14 protein-coding genes are annotated in these 15,744 nt (G+C 64.1%); 5 read left to right on the top strand and 9 right to left on the bottom strand.

Translation table 11 applies throughout. The features are described from left to right. Positions 1-23 precede the first annotated feature (23 nt). Positions 24-1,637: an alkyl hydroperoxide reductase subunit F gene (ahpF, locus tag AB433_RS02115; protein WP_047819731.1), complete on the top strand. Its 1,614-nt coding sequence runs from the start codon at positions 24-26 to the stop codon at positions 1,635-1,637. Positions 1,638-2,134: 497 nt separating this feature from the next. Here ahpF and AB433_RS02105 read toward each other — a convergent pair whose 3' ends face one another. From AB433_RS02105 to AB433_RS02095, 3 genes are read right to left on the bottom strand one after another with little or no spacing between them, the layout of a single operon-like run. Next, complete coding sequence (locus tag AB433_RS02105) at positions 2,135-2,719, bottom strand: Smr/MutS family protein (protein WP_047819730.1); 585 nt, start codon at positions 2,717-2,719, stop codon at positions 2,135-2,137. After that, positions 2,716-3,858, bottom strand: coding sequence for a murein transglycosylase A (mltA, locus tag AB433_RS02100; RefSeq protein ID WP_053058935.1), 1,143 nt, complete (start codon positions 3,856-3,858; stop codon positions 2,716-2,718). Before mltA ends, AB433_RS02105 begins: the two co-directional genes overlap by 4 nt. Before the next feature lie 10 nt (positions 3,859-3,868). Beyond that, positions 3,869-4,546 carry a Tim44/TimA family putative adaptor protein gene (locus tag AB433_RS02095; protein ID WP_047819729.1) on the bottom strand — a complete coding sequence of 226 codons (678 nt, stop codon included), beginning with the start codon at positions 4,544-4,546 and terminating at the stop codon, positions 3,869-3,871. 271 nt (positions 4,547-4,817) lie between these two features. Between AB433_RS02095 and secB the strand changes: the two genes are divergently transcribed. The 4 genes from secB (at position 4,818) to AB433_RS02075 (ending at position 9,107) form a co-directional block, all read left to right on the top strand. Beyond that, a complete protein-coding gene (gene secB, locus AB433_RS02090; RefSeq protein ID WP_047823094.1) occupies positions 4,818-5,375 on the top strand; it encodes a protein-export chaperone SecB in 558 nt (185 codons plus the stop codon). A 31-nt stretch (positions 5,376-5,406) separates the two neighbouring features. Next, positions 5,407-6,999: a murein biosynthesis integral membrane protein MurJ gene (gene murJ, locus AB433_RS02085; RefSeq protein ID WP_047819728.1), complete on the top strand. Its 1,593-nt coding sequence runs from the start codon at positions 5,407-5,409 to the stop codon at positions 6,997-6,999. A 217-nt stretch (positions 7,000-7,216) separates the two neighbouring features. After that, positions 7,217-8,233, top strand: coding sequence for a tryptophan--tRNA ligase (gene trpS, locus AB433_RS02080; protein ID WP_047819727.1), 1,017 nt, complete (start codon positions 7,217-7,219; stop codon positions 8,231-8,233). A 187-nt stretch (positions 8,234-8,420) separates the two neighbouring features. Then, entirely contained in the window at positions 8,421-9,107 is a 687-nt protein-coding gene (locus AB433_RS02075) for a DUF4136 domain-containing protein (protein WP_047823092.1), read from the top strand. 168 nt (positions 9,108-9,275) lie between these two features. Here AB433_RS02075 and dut read toward each other — a convergent pair whose 3' ends face one another. The 6 genes from dut to dnaA form a co-directional block, all read right to left on the bottom strand. After that, positions 9,276-9,761, bottom strand: a complete 486-nt coding sequence (gene dut / locus AB433_RS02070) for a dUTP diphosphatase (protein WP_047819726.1) — start codon at positions 9,759-9,761, stop codon at positions 9,276-9,278. Positions 9,762-9,765: 4 nt separating this feature from the next. Beyond that, complete coding sequence (gene coaBC / locus AB433_RS02065; RefSeq protein WP_047819725.1) at positions 9,766-11,004, bottom strand: bifunctional phosphopantothenoylcysteine decarboxylase/phosphopantothenate--cysteine ligase CoaBC; 1,239 nt, start codon at positions 11,002-11,004, stop codon at positions 9,766-9,768. A gap of 9 nt (positions 11,005-11,013) precedes the next feature. After that, positions 11,014-12,579 (bottom strand): 2-polyprenylphenol 6-hydroxylase, encoded by a 1,566-nt coding sequence (ubiB, locus tag AB433_RS02060; RefSeq protein WP_047819724.1) that lies wholly within the window; start codon positions 12,577-12,579, stop codon positions 11,014-11,016. Between the two features lie 10 nt (positions 12,580-12,589). Then, positions 12,590-13,324, bottom strand: a complete 735-nt coding sequence (locus AB433_RS02055; RefSeq protein WP_047819723.1) for a class I SAM-dependent methyltransferase — start codon at positions 13,322-13,324, stop codon at positions 12,590-12,592. Between the two features lie 64 nt (positions 13,325-13,388). Then, positions 13,389-14,201, bottom strand: coding sequence for a bifunctional DNA-formamidopyrimidine glycosylase/DNA-(apurinic or apyrimidinic site) lyase (mutM, locus tag AB433_RS02050; protein ID WP_047819722.1), 813 nt, complete (start codon positions 14,199-14,201; stop codon positions 13,389-13,391). Between the two features lie 62 nt (positions 14,202-14,263). Continuing rightward, the gene (gene dnaA, locus AB433_RS02045) at positions 14,264-15,646 is read right to left on the bottom strand and encodes a chromosomal replication initiator protein DnaA (protein ID WP_179944990.1); all 1,383 of its coding nucleotides are present in this window, start codon (positions 15,644-15,646) and stop codon (positions 14,264-14,266) included. Positions 15,647-15,744: the final 98 nt, after the last annotated feature.

The following is a 15,744-nucleotide window of genomic DNA, read 5'->3' as shown; positions in this document are numbered from 1 at the left end:
GTCTTTTTTCACGGAGTTAACCGATGCTCGACGCCAACCTGAAACAGCAGCTGCAACAGTACCTCGGCATGCTGCGCGAGCCGATCGAACTCGTCGCCTCGCTTGGTGACGGGCAGAAATCGGACGAGACCCGCGAACTGCTGACCATGATCGCCGACATGTCGGACAAGGTCACCGCCAGCTTCGACGGCGATAATGTGAGGCTGCCCAGCTTCCTGATCCGCCGCGCCGGTGACCACGATGTTGCCGTGACCTTCGCGGGCCTTCCGCTGGGCCACGAATTCACCTCGCTCGTCCTCGCCCTGCTCTGGGCCGGTGGGCATCCGCCAAAGGTAGACGAAAGGCTGGTCGAACAGGCGAAGGCACTGGGCGGCACGCACAATTTCGAGATGTATTTCTCGCTATCCTGCCACAACTGCCCCGACGTTGTGCAGGCACTGACGCTGCTCAGCCTGTTCAACAAGGGCGTGTCCGCGACCCTGATCGAAGGCGGCACGTTCAAGGACGAGGTCGAGGAACGCGGTGTTCTGGCTGTTCCCGCCGTCTTCAAGGAAGGCGAAATGTGGGCCAGCGGGCGCATGGGTCTGGAAGAGATTCTGGCCAAGGTAGACACCGGCGCCGCCGATCGCGTGGCCGAAGAAATGCAGGGCATGGCCCCGTTCGAAACGTTGGTCGTCGGCGGCGGTCCCGCCGGATCGGCTGCGTCGATCTATATGGCGCGCAAGGGCTTTCGCACGGGCATCGCCGCCGACCGCATCGGTGGGCAGGTGCTGGACACGATGGGGATCGAGAACTTCATCTCCACCATCTACACCGAGGGTCCCAAGCTCTCGGCACAGATGGAGGCGCATATTAGCGAATACGACATCGACGTCGTGAAGCCGGTGCGTGCCAGCAAGCTGATCCCGGCGGACAAGCCCGGCGAATACCACACCGTCGAGTTTGAGAACGGCGGCACGCTGAGTGCACGCAGCATCGTGCTGTCGACGGGCGCCCGCTGGCGTTCGCTGGGCGTGCCCGGAGAGGCTGAGTACCAGACGAAGGGCGTGGCCTATTGCCCGCACTGCGACGGCCCGCTGTTCAAGGGCAAGCGCGTTGCGGTGATCGGCGGGGGAAACTCCGGCGTCGAAGCGGCGATCGACCTTGCCAACATCGTCGGCCACGTCACGCTGATCGAGTTCGACAGCAAGCTGCGCGCCGATCAGGTGCTGGTCGACAAGTTGAAGAGCTTTGCCAACGTCGACATCCACGTCTCGGCCCAGACGACCGAGATTACCGGCGACGGCAGCAAGGTGAATGGCCTGATCTACAAGAACCGCGAGAGCGGCGATGAGCACACGATCCCGCTGGAAGGCGTGTTCGTGCAGATCGGCCTTGTTCCCAATACCGAGTGGTTGAAAGACAGCGGCATCGCCTTGTCGAAGCACGGCGAGATCGAGATCGACGACCGTGCGGCGACCAACCTGCCGGGCATTTTCGCGGCGGGCGATGCGACGACGGTGCCTTACAAACAGATCATCATCGCAATGGGCGAAGGATCGAAGGCGGCACTTTCGGCGTTCGACTACTTGATCCGCACCGAACCGGCTGCGGAAATCGCGCAGGCCGCGGCGACGCATGAGGCGCAGGTGGCGTGATTTGATGTGTGTCCTAGCCATTTGGGCGAGGCCCCAGCAAGCGCCGGGCGCGGGCCATCCGGTCCGCTTGGCTACGCGCCAATTAGGAACGGCGGCTGTTCGGCCTCGCGGGGAATCACTTTCGGTGCCCCGGTCTTCATAGCGATCTCAGGTCTGGTTGGGTCCGATCAACGGCCAGACCTCGCTTACGCCCAATGCAACGGCGCAGGGTGACTTGGCGATCATGGCGATGGCAGCTTCCAAATCGTCGGCTTTGATTACAGCATGGCCCGGATCGGCAGGTCGGTGCGCATTTAAGCACCCTTGCGTACCTCCGTTCGGGCGGCGTCGTGGTTGCGGATCTGCATTGCTTAACCCGCTAAGTCCATGATCGCGCCCTGTCGCACCAGTCCGGCATCGTTGGCGCGCGCGCACTTTAGAACTTTGTCGTCGGTCGCGTTATATCCAGCCTGGTCGCCGTATCCTATCGCCACGAAGGGCGGCATCGGTCTTTTCTTTCACGGCTGCCCCCTCCGCAAAATCAGGTAGAGCGCGCCTTCCCCGCCATGGCGGCGCTGCGCATTGCGCACGGCGGCGATGTCGGACCCGTGCGGGCCTGCCGCCAGCCAGTCGAGCACCTTTGCCCGGATCACGCCGCGCCGTTCGCCGCGGTCCGCAGCCTCCACCGGACGCGGGCGGCCCGTCACCAACAGCACCACCCGCGCGCCCATCGCCTTGGCCTGCGCCAGCCCCATATCCAGCCGCCGATGCGCCTGATCCAGCGTATGACCATGCAGGTCGAGCGTGAAATCAGGCTGAAGCTGACGGCCCGACAGGCGCCGCTCCCAATGCGAATCGAGGCCCGGCGGCGCAGGTGGCGGTGGCGGAGCCGGGGCTGGTTTGGCGGTCGGTATGCGGCCTTTCGGCAGCTTTTTGGGCGGCGCGATAACGACAGGTGCTGCCTTCACCACGACCGGAGCAGGCCGCGTCATCCGCTCTTTCAGCGGCGTGACCGTGCTGGCGACTTTGGCCCAGAGCGTCGCCTCTTCCTCACTCAGACCTCTCGGCGTGCGAGGGCGTGGCGGTGTTTGGGGGCCCCTCACCGGGCCAGCCGCGTCAGCGTTCCCTTCGGCAGCAGGATCAGGGCAGTGGCGTCGCTGCTCATCCCGCCCGCGATGCGTTTCGCATCCTCGCCCGCGCCCCAGAACGTGTCGAACCGGTTTGCGCCCTTGATCGCGCCGCCGGTGTCCTGCGCGATCCACAGCCCGTCGGCCACGTCATGCACGGCATCGATAAAGACGGGCGCGCCCAACGGCACAAATCGCGGATCGGCGGCGACACTGGCATGCGCGCGCACCGGCACGCCAAGCGCGCCCAGCGGCCCGTCGCCGGTCAGCTCGTTAAAAAACACCCACGACTTGTTCTCGTTCATCACCACATCGGCCTGATCGGGATTGGCATGGAGCCAGTCCACGATCCCCTGCATCGTCGCTTCACCCGGGGCGAAGACGCCGCGTTCGCGCAGCACCCGTCCGATAGCGACATATTCGCGCCCGTTCTGCCCGGCATAGCCAATGCGCAGGACCTGTCCGTCCGGCCCGATCAACTGGCCCGAACCCTGAATCTGCAGAAAGAAGAAGTCGATCGGGTCCTTGGCCCAGCCGATGACCGGGGCGCTACCGTCAAGGGCGCCGGAAACAATTTCGGCACGCTCATAGTACGGCACGAATTTTCCGGTTTCGTCGAGACGGCCAAGCGGTCCGCGCCCCTCACCCGTCCACGATGGATCGCGGATCAGGTCGGACGGCATGCCATAGACCGGCACGTCGTAGCCCGCCGTTCGCGTCCTCACGCCCGCAATCTGCGGCTCGAAATACCCGGTCAGGAACGCCGCGCCATCACCAACCCGCGCGGTTTCGAAATACCGCGTAAAAAAGCGAACCGGATCGCCGCCCCAATCAGGCGCAGCATCGCAGACCGTCGTCCAGTAGGCCGCGATCCCGCTGGCGTCGTTGCGCGCCAGCAGCGTGGGGCAAGATTCCATGAAGGACAGGCGCGCCGCCTCTGCGTCATCGCGGCTTAGTCCAAGCGTCGCGACCGAAGGCCCGGCCACGACCCCGGCTTCGACTGCATTGGTCGCATCGGGCGGCGGGGGCGCCTCTTCCGGAGGTGTTGGCGCACAAGCGGCCAATGCGGCCACGCCGGAAAAAATCGCGATCCGGCGCAGCAGACGCTTGGTCATGATGGGAAGATCAGCCCTCGTCGGTTTCGTCGAGCAGCCAGTCGGGCCGCATCGCGGTAACCTTGCGGCTAAAGGTCCAGACATCGTGGATTTCCACTGCATCGTCCAGCGAACCGGCGATCATGTTGCCGTCCTTGTCCTTCGTCATCGCCGCGATGTCGGCGTCGAATCGGACGGTGATGCGGGCCATCGGCGAATCGAAGTCGGCGCTGGCGATCTCTGCCTGGTTAATGCGGATCAGGCGGTTCTCGACCACTTCGCCCGCTTCCTCGCGCGCGTCGATAGCACTGGCGAAACTGGCGTAGACGTCGTCGTCGCATAGTTCGTTCAGCGTTTCCTTGTCGCCCTTCCAGAACGCCTCAAGGATCATGCCATAAGCAGCCTTCGCCCCTTCGGTGAAGGCAGCGGGCGTAAAGCGGCGGTCCGACGCGGCAATCTCGCGCAGCGCGCGGTGCGCACCCATCGGCACGTCGGCCAGAGCACGGTCCATCGCCGCACCTGCCGGATCGTTGGTGCGGGCGGGGCCGGACTCTACGCCCCCCTGCGCAGGCTGACGCGGTTCGGCGGCACGGGGCAGGTGCCCCATCAGTGTCTCTTCTTCATGTTCGGCGCGCCGGCCCAGCACCGAATAGAGGCGCAGGCCCAGAAAGGCGGCGATCATGGCGAGGATGACGATTTCAACTATCACTGGGATCTGTCCCGTTTGCGTGCGTGTGAAGTCATTATGACAGATAAAGGTGAACCTGCCCCAAATAGGAAGGAAACACAAATCGACAACAGTCTAACACACAGGCGGGTTCCAGATGATCGTTCACCGGTGCATGGGCCGCAAGGCGCGGTTGCGAGGGGCGGCGACCGGTGCTAGGCGCGGCGGCAATGGCCGCGTGCACTTCCCGGCGGGAAAAACGCGGACGCACCACCCGATTTTCTTGCACGATTCGAATCAGGCGAAACGACACATGGCCGACGAAGGCAACATCATCACCGATCTTGGCGGAAACACCGACGGGGCGAACAACGATCCCAAGCCGAACGGTGCCGACAACCAGCCCGCGATCGGGCTGATTTCGCAGTATATCAAGGACCTGTCGGTCGAAAACCCGAACGCGCCCAAAAGCTATCAGTGGCAGGGGCAGCCGAACATCGACGTGCAGTTCAACATCAATGCCACCCCGGTGGACGGCGAAGTGCACGAAGTGACGCTGAAGATCACCGTCTCCGCCAAGGGCGATCAGGGCACGATTTACATCGTCGACCTCGATTATTGCGGGCTGATCGGCATGCGCAATGTCGCGCCGGAACAGGGACACATGTTCCTGTATTCCGAAGCGCCGCGCATCCTGTTCCCCTTCGCCCGCCGGATCATCGGCGATGCGGTGCGCGATGCCGGTTTCCCGCCGATGCTGCTCGACCCCATCGATTTCCAGGGCATCTACATTCAGCAGCTTCAGCAGCGCCAGGCAGAGGGCAAGGACCCCGCCGCCGATTTCGGCACGACGCCGACGGGCGAAGCCTGAGCGTTGAGCCGCTGATCGGCGCGGGCGCACGATGAGCCTCGTCCGCAACGTCGGCACGATCGGCGGGCTTACGGCGCTTAGCCGCGTTTTCGGCTTCGCGCGCGACATGTTGCTGGCCCGCGTGCTGGGCGCGGGGCTTGCGGCTGACGCGTTTCAGCTGGCCTTCATTCTGCCCAACACTTTCCGGCGGCTTTTTGCCGAGGGTGCGTTTTCCGTCGCTTTCGTGCCGATGTATTCGCGGCGGTTGCACGACGGGGATCAGGGCCCAAACGGCGGGGAGGCCGGCGCAAACCATTTCGCGCAGGACGTGCTGTCGATCTTCGTCTGGGTGCTGCTGGGCTTTACCGCGCTCTGCCTGCTGGCGATGCCGGGGATCGTCTGGCTGCTCGCGCGCGATTATCAGGATGTGCCCGGCAAGTTCGAGCTGTCGGTAAAGCTTGCGCAGATCACGTTTCCCTATCTGGGGCTGGTCAGTCTGGTCGCGATGCTGTCGGGGCTTTTGAACGCCCGCTCGAAGTTCGCACCCGGGGCCTTTGTGCCGGTGCTACTCAATATCGTGCTGATCGCCGGACTGGGCGTGGGGTACTGGGTCGGCCATCACGGAGGCAGCGATCTCGATATCGCAACCGTACTCGCCATTTCCATCCCGGTCGCCGGGGCGGTGCAGCTGGCCTATATGTGGTGGGCGACGCGACGCGCCGGGGTTCGGTTGCGCATCACGACGCCCAGGATCACGCCAGAGATCAAGCGGCTTGGCATGTTGATTCTGCCCGCCACGTTCGGCGCGGGCGTTTACCAGATCAGCCAGTTCGTCGACACGTTCTTCGCCACGACCCTGCCGCAGGGTTCGCTGACCCTGTTGAAGCTGGCCGACCGGTTGAACCAGATGCCGCTGGGCATCGTCGGCATTGCGCTGGGCACCGCAATCCTGCCGATGCTGGCCCGCCATATCCAGACCGGCGACGACCTGGAAGCGCAGCGGTTGCAAACGAACGCTGTGGAGATGGCGACGCTGCTGACCTTGCCCGCCGCAGTTGCGTTGGCGATCTGTGCCCCGGCCTTTACCACGGCGTTCTTCGTCGGCGGCAAGATGACGGGTCAGGACGGGTTGATCATGGGCGACATCGTCATCGCACTGGTCATCGGCCTGCCCGCCTATGTGCTGGTCAAGGTGTTCCAGCCCGCGTTCTTCAGCCGGGAGGATACCAAGACCCCGGTCTTCGTCGCTGCCGCCGTGCTGGCGATCAACATCGCGATCAATTTTTACGTCGTGCCACGTTACGGCATCGTCGGACTGGCCGCAGCGACCGCCTTTACCGCCACGTTGAACGTACTGACGCTCTACACGATTCTACAGGCACGTGGGTGGTTCCGCTTTACCGCCAAGCTGGGCGGCCGGATCGCACGGCAGGTCCTAGCCAGCGCGGCGATGGGCGCGGCACTTTGGTTCCTCGTTCCCCTGATGGCGGATCGCTATGGCGGCAATGTGATCGAACGAATCTGGTCGCTGGCCGCGCTGGTGCTGACAGGCATGGCCGTGTTCTTTGCCGTGGCGTGGATCGTAGGCGCTCTCGACAAAGACCTGATCGCGCAGCTTAGGCGCCGCCGTTCGTCCGCCAAGTAGAGGGTTCACACCTCGTCCTGCTGTGTTAATACCCGCCGCCATGGACAAGGCGATGATCTATGCTGGCCCCAGCGCCGCGCCGCGCCGCTTTGCGGTGCGCGGCCGGGCGGCCTGGAAGTGGCGGGGCTGCACAGCCTTCGCGCATTAAGGCGCACGCCTGCCCCCATGCGGCGGGCCCATCCCCGATTTTCCAGAATTTCAGCGAAAGCCAATAGCCATGCGTATCGTTTCGGGCATCCAGCCCACTGGCAACCTCCACCTCGGCAACTACCTCGGCGCGATCCGTAACTGGGTAAAGATGCAGGATGAGGTGGCGCAGACCGGGGGCGAATGCTTCTTTTTCCTTGCCGACCTCCACGCAATTTCCATGCCGCACGATCCGGCAGAGCTTTCGGCCAATACTCGCACGATGGCCGCCGCGCTGCTGGCCTGCGGTGTCGATACGACCAAGTCGGTCCTGTTCAACCAGGCCCGCGTTCCCGCCCATGCAGAGCTCCAATGGCTGCTCAACGGCACGGCGCGCATGGGCTGGTTGAACCGCATGACGCAGTTCAAGGACAAGTCGGGCAAGAACCGCGAAGGGGCCAGCGTCGCCCTGTTCACCTATCCGGTCCTGCAGGCCGCCGACGTTCTGCTCTATCAGGCAACGCACGTTCCGGTGGGCGACGACCAGAAGCAGCATCTGGAACTGGCCCGCGACATCGCGCAGAAGTTCAACAACGATTTCTGTGAGGAAGAGGCACCGGTCTTCACCTTGCCTGAACCGTTTATCCCGCCCGAGGCGGCGCGGATCATGTCGCTGCGCGACGGCACAGCCAAGATGAGCAAGTCCGACCCCTCGGAGATGAGCCGGGTCAACCTGTCCGACGATGCCGACACGGTGATGAAGAAGATCAAAAAGGCCAAGACCGACCCCGAACCGCTACCCGGCGAGGAGAAGGGTCTGGAAGGCCGGGCAGAGGCGCTGAACCTTGTCTCGATCTTCGGCGCACTGACCGGCAAGAGCGTGGCGGATGTGCTGTCCGAATATGGCGGGCAGGGTTTCGGCGCGTTCAAGCCTGCGCTGGGCGAATTGCTGGTCGAAACGCTGCGCCCGATCAGCGAACGGTTCAATGCCCTGCGCGTCGATACGCCAGAGCTCGACCGGCAATTGGCAACCGGCGCGGCAAAGGCGCGCGATGCGGCCAGCGCGACTCTGGCCTCGACCTACGACGCGCTCGGCCTGCTACGGTAAATGAGCATAATGGGATGCGGCGCCAAGCGCTTCATTTGGTGCCGCATTCATCACATTTGTTAAGTGCGTCATTCAAAGAGGGTTCATTGCCCCTCTGCCATAAGACGTGCATTATTTGCGTTGCCCCGCAATCAAGGGGACATTCTTTCACGCCGTGGCAGCGCTGCTTTTTTTTGGAGGGTATGCAATGAAGTTCAACGCCAAGCGCGCTGTAAAGCTGGCCGCGGCCCCGCTGCTTTTGGCGGGCCTGGCTGGTTGCGCCACCCCGTTCAAGGCCGACGTTTCGCGTTTCCAGACGCAGCTGCCGGCCCCGGCGGGCCAGACCTTTGCGGTTGTCGCCGACGATCCGGCGTTGGCTGGCGGGCTGGAGTTCGCCCAATACGCCGACTATGTCGAAGCGGAGATGGCCGAGCTGGGTTACGCCCAGGCTGCGCCGGAAACCGCCGACTTGCTCGTTCGCCTTGACTATGGCGTCGACAACGGCCGCGAAAAGGTCGTCACCACCGGGTTCAGCCGTCGCGATCCGTTTTGGGATCCGTGGTACGGTAGCCGCTTCGGCTATGGCTATCGCCCCTACTACCGCCACTCGGCATGGGGTTACGGCTGGTACGATCCGTTCTTCGACAACGGGCCGGACGTGCGCAGCTATACCATCTACACCAGCGGCATCGACATGAAGATCGACCGCCGCGTCGATGGCGAACGCCTGTTCGAAGGCAAGGCAGAGGCCGTGTCGCGCTCCAACCGCCTGCAATACCTCGTGCCCAATCTGGTCGACGCGATGTTCACCGACTTCCCCGGCCATTCGGGTGAAACGCTGCGCATCTCGATCGCGCCGGAAGATCGCGAGAAGAAGGTGAAGCGCGTAGATTGATCGTGGTGGAGGGTTCGGGCGTTGGGTCCGGCCCTCCAGTCCTTTCCCCCGAGCGGGGCTTTCCCTTACGGAGAGGCCACAACCCCGCTCCAGACTTGTCCGGTTGCTGAAGAGCCCCCCGCGTGAGGCCGAACGAAATTGAGGGGCAGCCGGGCCTTTTTTCCTCGCCTAATCCTTACGGATCGGCTCGACGCTGGCCGCGCCAAAGCCGGTGGAACCGAAGCCGCCCTCGCCCCGCGCGGTTTCGTCCAACTCGTGCACTTCCAGCCATGACGCACGCACCACGGGGCTCAATACTGCCTGCGCAATGCGGTCGCCGCGCCTGATCTCATAGGGTTCCAGCCCGTGGTTGATCAGGATCACTTTCAGTTCACCGCGATAATCCGAATCGATCGTGCCCGGCGTGTTGGGCACGGTAATGCCATGCTTGAGCGCAAGGCCCGAACGCGGGCGGATCTGCAACTCGTACCCGTCGGGAATAGCCATCGCGATACCGGTCGCCACGGCAGCGCGGTCTCCGGGGTTCATCACGCGATCCTCCGCCGAAACCACGTCCATCCCCGCCGCCCCGTCGGTGGCATAGCGCGGCAGCGGCAGGTCGTCGTTGCCCTGCAGCCGCTTGACCGGGACGGGGACGCGTTCGTGGTGCTTCATTCGGTCAATTCCCAGTCTCGATTTCTTGGCCAATGCGTTCGATCAGCGCGCGGGCGACCTGCGCCTTGGGCATCGCGGGCCAGTCTTCACTGCCTACCGCGGTCACGATATGCACGGTGTTGGCATCGCCGCCCATGACGTCACCCGACACATCGTTGGCGACGATCCAGTCGGCACCCTTGCGCGCGCGCTTGGCAGTGGCGTGGGCGACGACATTCTCGGTCTCTGCGGCAAAGCCGATCAGCAGGCCGGGCCGCTGCGGCGATTTCGCCAGCGTGGCGAGAATGTCCGGGTTCTCTGCCAGCGCCAGCGGCGGCACTTCACCCGAACTGTCCTTCTTGATCTTCTGCTCCGCCAAATCGGCGGCGCGCCAGTCGGCCACGGCGGCAACCATCACCGCCACATCGGCGGGTAAGGCAGCCTCCACCGCGGCCAGCATTTCCCGCGCCGATTCGACATCGAACCGGTCCACCCCGGCGGGTGTTTCCAGCTGCACCGGCCCTGCCACCAACGTCACCCGCGCGCCCGCCTGAGCAGCGGCGGCGGCGATGGCAAAGCCCTGCTTTCCGCTCGACCGGTTGGCGATATAACGCACCGGATCGATCGGCTCATGCGTCGGACCCGCGGTGACGAGTACGTGCTTGCCATAAAGCGGGCGGTGCTTCTCAGCGGCAAAGTCCGGCTGCCCCACCAGCGGATCGCCCCCGCCGAAGTTGGCGATTGCGGCCAGAACCGTTTCCGGTTCCGGCAAACGGCCTGGTCCGAATTCGCCGCAGGCCATCGGGCCTTCGTCCGGCTCCATCACGGTCACGCCATCGTCGCGCAGCTGCGCGACGTTGCGCCGCGTCGCGGGGTGCTGCCACATCTTCACGTTCATCGCGGGCACGGCCAGCACCGGCTTGTCCGTCGCGAGCAGCAGCGTCGTCGCCATATCATCGGCCACGCCCGCCGCCATCTTGGCCAGCAGATCTGCTGTCGCCGGGCAAACCACCACCAGATCGGCCTCGCGGCTCAGCTGGATGTGGCCCATCTCGGCCTCGTTCTTCAGGTCCCAGAGCGTGGTATGCACCGGGTTTTCCGAGAGCGCGGCCAGCGTCATCGGGGTAACGAACTTCGCCCCACCCTCGGTCAGCACGCAGGTCACGCTGCCGCCCGCCTTGCGGATCAGGCGCACCAGTTCGCACGATTTATAGGCCGCGATCCCGCCGCCCACGATCAGAAGAACTTTGCCAACCCCACTCATACGCGCAGCCTAACCGATAATGCCCAGCAGCATAGCCCCGTAAACCGCGCCCGCACCCAGAAAGGCGGTGAACAGGTACGGCAAGATCGAATTAGGTTCGTTGACCTTGCGCTCGCGCCGCTCCCAGATCAGTTCGATATCGGCGAGCGGCGGCGCTTCGGGCGCGCCGCCCTTGGGCGGAAAGCGTTCCTCTATCCGGCGGACGAGGTCGGGAATGCGCAGCAAGGTATCGACATCAGTGCGCAGCTTGTCGGCAATCGCCGCCTCTGGCCCCAGTTCGTCGCGAATCCATTCGCGGACATAGGGCGCGGCAGTGTCCCACAGGTTGATCGAGGGATCGAGCTGGGTCGCGATGCCCTCCACCATCACCATCGTCTTTTGCAGCAGCAGCAGGTGCGGCTGCGTCTGCATGTCGAAATCACGAGTGATCGCGAACAGACCGTCAAGCATCTGGCCGACCGAAAGCTCGCTGACCGGTTTGCCGCGCATCGGTTCGCCCACCGCGCGCAGGGCCGTCGCGAATTCGTCGACGTTGTGATAGCTGGGCACGTATTGCGCCTCGAAATGAATTTCGGCGACGCGGCGATAATTGCCCGTGGTCAGGCCGTAGAGTATCTCGGCCAGCCATGCGCGCGCGCGGCGATCGATGCGGCCCATGATGCCGAAATCGATGGCCACGATTTCGCCATTGGCGCGCACGAACAGGTTGCCTTGGTGCATGTCGGCATGGAAGAATCCTGCGCTGATCGCTTGCCGCAAAAACGCCAGCACAAGCCGCTGCGCGATAGAGGGCAGGTTGTGCCCGGCGGCTGCCAGCGCCGCGCGGTCGGAAATCTTGATGCCGTCGATCCACTCGATCGTCATCACCCGCCCATTGGTGCGATCCCAATCGACCGAGGGAATGCAATAGCCCGGCACCGCATGCATGGCCTCGGCCAGTTCGGAAGCCGAGGCCGCTTCGCGTCGCAGGTCGAGTTCGCGCAGGGTCCAGCGCTTGAAATTCGCGATGACGAGCCGGGGCCGCAGCCGCTTCGCCTCTCCGCCCAACGCTTCCAGATGCGCGGCGGCCCATTCGTAAGTCTCTATATCGCGCGCAAACTGTTCGCGGATGCCGGGGCGCAGGACTTTGACGGCGACAGTGACGCCATCGGTCGTGACCGCCTTGTGGACCTGCGCGATAGAAGCCGCACCGACGGGAACTTCCTCAATCCGCTCATACAACTGGTCCAACGGTCGCTCGAAGCTCGATTCGATGGAATGCGCGATCGCCTCGAACGCCACCGGGGGAAGCGAATCCTGCAGGCTGAGCAGATTGTTCGCCGCCTCTTCCCCGACGATATCGGGCCGCGTCGCCAGCGTCTGGCCCAGCTTGATCGCGGCGGGACCGATCGCGCGAAACGCCCCGGCGAAGTCCGGCTCCCTGGGCTGCACCGTGCCGAACCGTGCCAGCTTGCACAGGCGGCGCACGGCATCTGGCGTCTGCGGATGGGTTTCGATGGGACGCAACGCCCCGTGCCGCGCGAGGATGCGCCCCCACTTGAGCAGGCGAAAGATATGCGTGGCGGGACGGGTCATCGGGTCAGGCTCAAACCTTCCAGCCCGAATGGATCGCGACAAGGCCGCCCATGATCGGCTCCACCTTCGTCTGGCTGAACCCGGCCTCGCGGATCATCCGTTCGAACTCGGGCATGTCCGGAAAGCGGCGGATCGATTCGATCAGGTATTGATAGCTTTCCGCGTCCCCGGCGATCTTCGCGCCGATCTTCGGCACAAGCTTGTGCGAATAAACGTCGTAGACTTCCTTGAACCCCGGCCACTGAGTGGTCGAGAATTCGAGACAGAAGAACCGTCCGCCGTGGCGCAGCACCCGGTGTGCTTCGGCCAGTGCCTTGTCGATCCGCGTGACGTTCCGGATGCCAAAGGCGATGGTGTAGGCGTCGAAAGAGCGATCCTCGAAGCTCAGCTCCTCGGCGTTCTGGCGCGACCAGACCAGCGTATCGATCCCGCGCGCAACCGCACGATCCAGCCCGACGTCGAGCATGTCCTGATTGATGTCGGACACGGTGACGCTGGCCCCTGCCGCCTCAAGCCGGAAGGCGATGTCGCCGGTGCCGCCCGCCATGTCGAGGATGCGTTCTCCAGGGCGAGGTTTCACCCGCCGCACGAAGCGATCCTTCCAAAGCCGGTGCATGCCGCCCGACATCGCATCGTTCATCACGTCGTATTTCTTCGCGACCGAGGAAAACACCGCGCCCACGCGGCGGGTCTTTTCGTCCGGGGCAACGTCTTCGTAGCCGAAGGATACCGAATTCTCGTCCATGCACCTGCCTCTAGGGCCTCACTGCCCGCACGCAAAGGAAATCCGCGCAGGCTTTGCCTGTTCCTTAGCGTTGGCAGTTGCGGCAGAAGAAAGTGCTGCGCCCGCTCTGCACGATCCGTTCGACCGTGCCGCTGCAGTGGCACGGCTCGCCCTCTCGCCCATAGACCTGCCACTGGGTCGCGAAATATCCCAGTTCGCCGTCGGGCTTCGCATAGTCGCGCATCGACGACCCGCCCGCCGCAATCGATTCGAGTAGCACGTCGCGGATCGCCGGGACGAGCAACTTGAGCTTCGCCATGCTCACCTTTCCCGCCGGTTTGTCGGGCCGGATGCCCGCGCGGTGCAATGCCTCGCAGACGTAGATATTGCCCAGCCCCGCCACGATCCGCTGATCGAGCAGCAGCACCTTGATCGGCGAGATGCGCCCGGCAAAGGCATCGGCCAGATGCTCAGCATCAAGGTCCGCACCCAGCGGCTCCGGCCCCATGTCGGTGAACGGGCGAAACCCCGCCAGATCATCTGTCGGCCACAAATCGACCGATCCGAACCGCCGCGCATCGTTCAGCGCCAGCACGTGCCCTGCGCCCGTCTCGACCACCAGATGATCGTGCTTGCCGACTTCTTCCGGATCGATCCGCCAGCGCCCGCTCATGCCGAGGTGGAAGATCATCGTCTGCCCCCGGTCAAGATCGATTAGGCCGTACTTCGCCCGCCGCCCCAGCCGTTCCACCCGCGCGCCGGTCATCATCTGGACAAGGTCCGGCGGGAACGGGCGGCGCAGGTCGGGCCGGTTCAGGGTGACGCGTGCAATCCGCTCGCCCTCCAGATAACGGGCGAGACCGCGAACGGTCGTTTCGACTTCTGGCAGTTCAGGCATTTGGGGGTAGTTCGGGCATCGCGGATCGATATGGGGATGGGCGCGATGCCCGCAAAGGCTTCTTACGATTCGAGCTGACGCAGCAGCGAGCGGACGTCGCCGTCCATGTCGGCATCGCGGGTCCGCAAATCCTCGATCAGGCGCACCGCGTGGATCACCGTCGAATGGTCGCGCCCGCCGAACTTGCGCCCGATTTCGGGGTAGCTGCGCGGGGTCAACACTTTGGCGAGGTACATCGCCACCTGTCGCGGACGCACAACAGCGCGGGCGCGGCGCTTGCTGGCCATTTCCGACCGATCGAGCCGGTAGAACTGGCAGACAGTGCGCTGGATTTCGTCGATGGTGATGCGGCGGCGGTTGGCCGACAGAATGTCGGTCAGCTGTTCCTCGGCAAGGTTCAGCGAAACCGGCTGCCCGGTCAGCTGCGCATAGGCGATCAGCTTGTTCAGGCCGCCGACCAGTTCGCGCACGTTGCGGCTGATCGTGCGGGCGAGGAACTCGATCACGTCGTCGGGCACATCGCTGCTGGTAAAGCGGGTGAGGCGGTGTTCGAGAATCTTGCGGCGCAGGTCGATGTCTGCGGGCTGGATGTCGGCGACAAGGCCCATCGACAGACGCGACAGAAGGCGCGGCTCGACACCGTCCAATGCCTGCGGCGCACGGTCGGCGGCAAAGGCCAGCCGCTTGCCTTCCTGTAGCAGCGCATCGATCGTGTAGAGCAGCTCTTCCTGAGCTGATGCCTTGCCGATGATGAACTGGATATCGTCGACCAGCAGCATGTCGAACCCGCGCAGCCGCGCCTTGAACTCAATCATCTGGTTCTGGCGCAGCGCCTGGACGAATTCGACCATGAAGCGTTCGGCGCTGCAGTAGAAAATGCGCGCGCCGGGCTTTCCGGCGGCGAACTGGTGGCCGATGGCGTGCAGAAGGTGCGTCTTGCCCTGACCCGTGGCGGCTTTCAGATAGAGCGGCGAGAACTGCGGCGCTTCGTTCGCGGCCATGCGCTGCGCGGCGTTGTAAGCCAGCACGTTGCCTTCGCCGGTGACGAAACTGGTGAACGTCAGCGACGGGTCGAGACCGGCCGAGCCAAGCTCGGTAATCGCTTCGACCGGGCTGGGCGGCGGCAGGTGATCGTTGGCGGCAGAGGGACCGACGCGCAGTTCGGGCATCTTGCGACGACCGGGGTGAACCGAGACGCGCACGTTGCGCACTTCGCTACGCGCGATGGTCCAGGCCAGCGACAGGCGATCGGCAAAGCGATCGTTGACCCAGTTCGCGGAGAATTCGGTGGGCAGGAACAGGTCCAGCGTACCGGTTTCCTTGCAGAACGTGCCGACCTCGATCGGGCGGATCCACTGGGTATAGACCTGATGCCCCAGATCCTTTTTCAGGCCGGTGCAAATATCCGACCAGTCCGCCGCCAGTGCCTCACGCTCTTCTTCCATCTCGCCCGCCTTGTTGTTGTCGGGCACACGCCCCGCTAGCGAGCCGAAACCCCCCGTTCGTGTCATGCGTATTGCCTCCGATCCGCCGTCACGATCCA

The sequence above is a fragment of the Croceicoccus naphthovorans genome (assembly GCF_001028705.1).
GTDB lineage: Bacteria > Pseudomonadota > Alphaproteobacteria > Sphingomonadales > Sphingomonadaceae > Croceicoccus > Croceicoccus naphthovorans.
This window is presented reverse-complemented; position numbering and strand designations above follow the sequence as displayed.

Coding starts and splice junctions, on each gene's coding strand:
- ahpF (WP_047819731.1), top strand. CDS start 24: ATGCTCGACGCCAACCTGAAACAGCAGCTGCAACAGTACCTCGGCATG.
- AB433_RS02055 (WP_047819723.1), bottom strand. CDS start 13,324: ATGGACGAGAATTCGGTATCCTTCGGCTACGAAGACGTTGCCCCGGAC.
- murJ (WP_047819728.1), top strand. CDS start 5,407: ATGAGCCTCGTCCGCAACGTCGGCACGATCGGCGGGCTTACGGCGCTT.
- AB433_RS02075 (WP_047823092.1), top strand. CDS start 8,421: ATGAAGTTCAACGCCAAGCGCGCTGTAAAGCTGGCCGCGGCCCCGCTG.
- ubiB (WP_047819724.1), bottom strand. CDS start 12,579: ATGACCCGTCCCGCCACGCATATCTTTCGCCTGCTCAAGTGGGGGCGC.
- dnaA (WP_179944990.1), bottom strand. CDS start 15,646: ATGGAAGAAGAGCGTGAGGCACTGGCGGCGGACTGGTCGGATATTTGC.
- mltA (WP_053058935.1), bottom strand. CDS start 3,858: ATGACCAAGCGTCTGCTGCGCCGGATCGCGATTTTTTCCGGCGTGGCC.
- trpS (WP_047819727.1), top strand. CDS start 7,217: ATGCGTATCGTTTCGGGCATCCAGCCCACTGGCAACCTCCACCTCGGC.
- dut (WP_047819726.1), bottom strand. CDS start 9,761: ATGAAGCACCACGAACGCGTCCCCGTCCCGGTCAAGCGGCTGCAGGGC.
- secB (WP_047823094.1), top strand. CDS start 4,818: ATGGCCGACGAAGGCAACATCATCACCGATCTTGGCGGAAACACCGAC.
- coaBC (WP_047819725.1), bottom strand. CDS start 11,004: ATGAGTGGGGTTGGCAAAGTTCTTCTGATCGTGGGCGGCGGGATCGCG.
- mutM (WP_047819722.1), bottom strand. CDS start 14,201: ATGCCTGAACTGCCAGAAGTCGAAACGACCGTTCGCGGTCTCGCCCGT.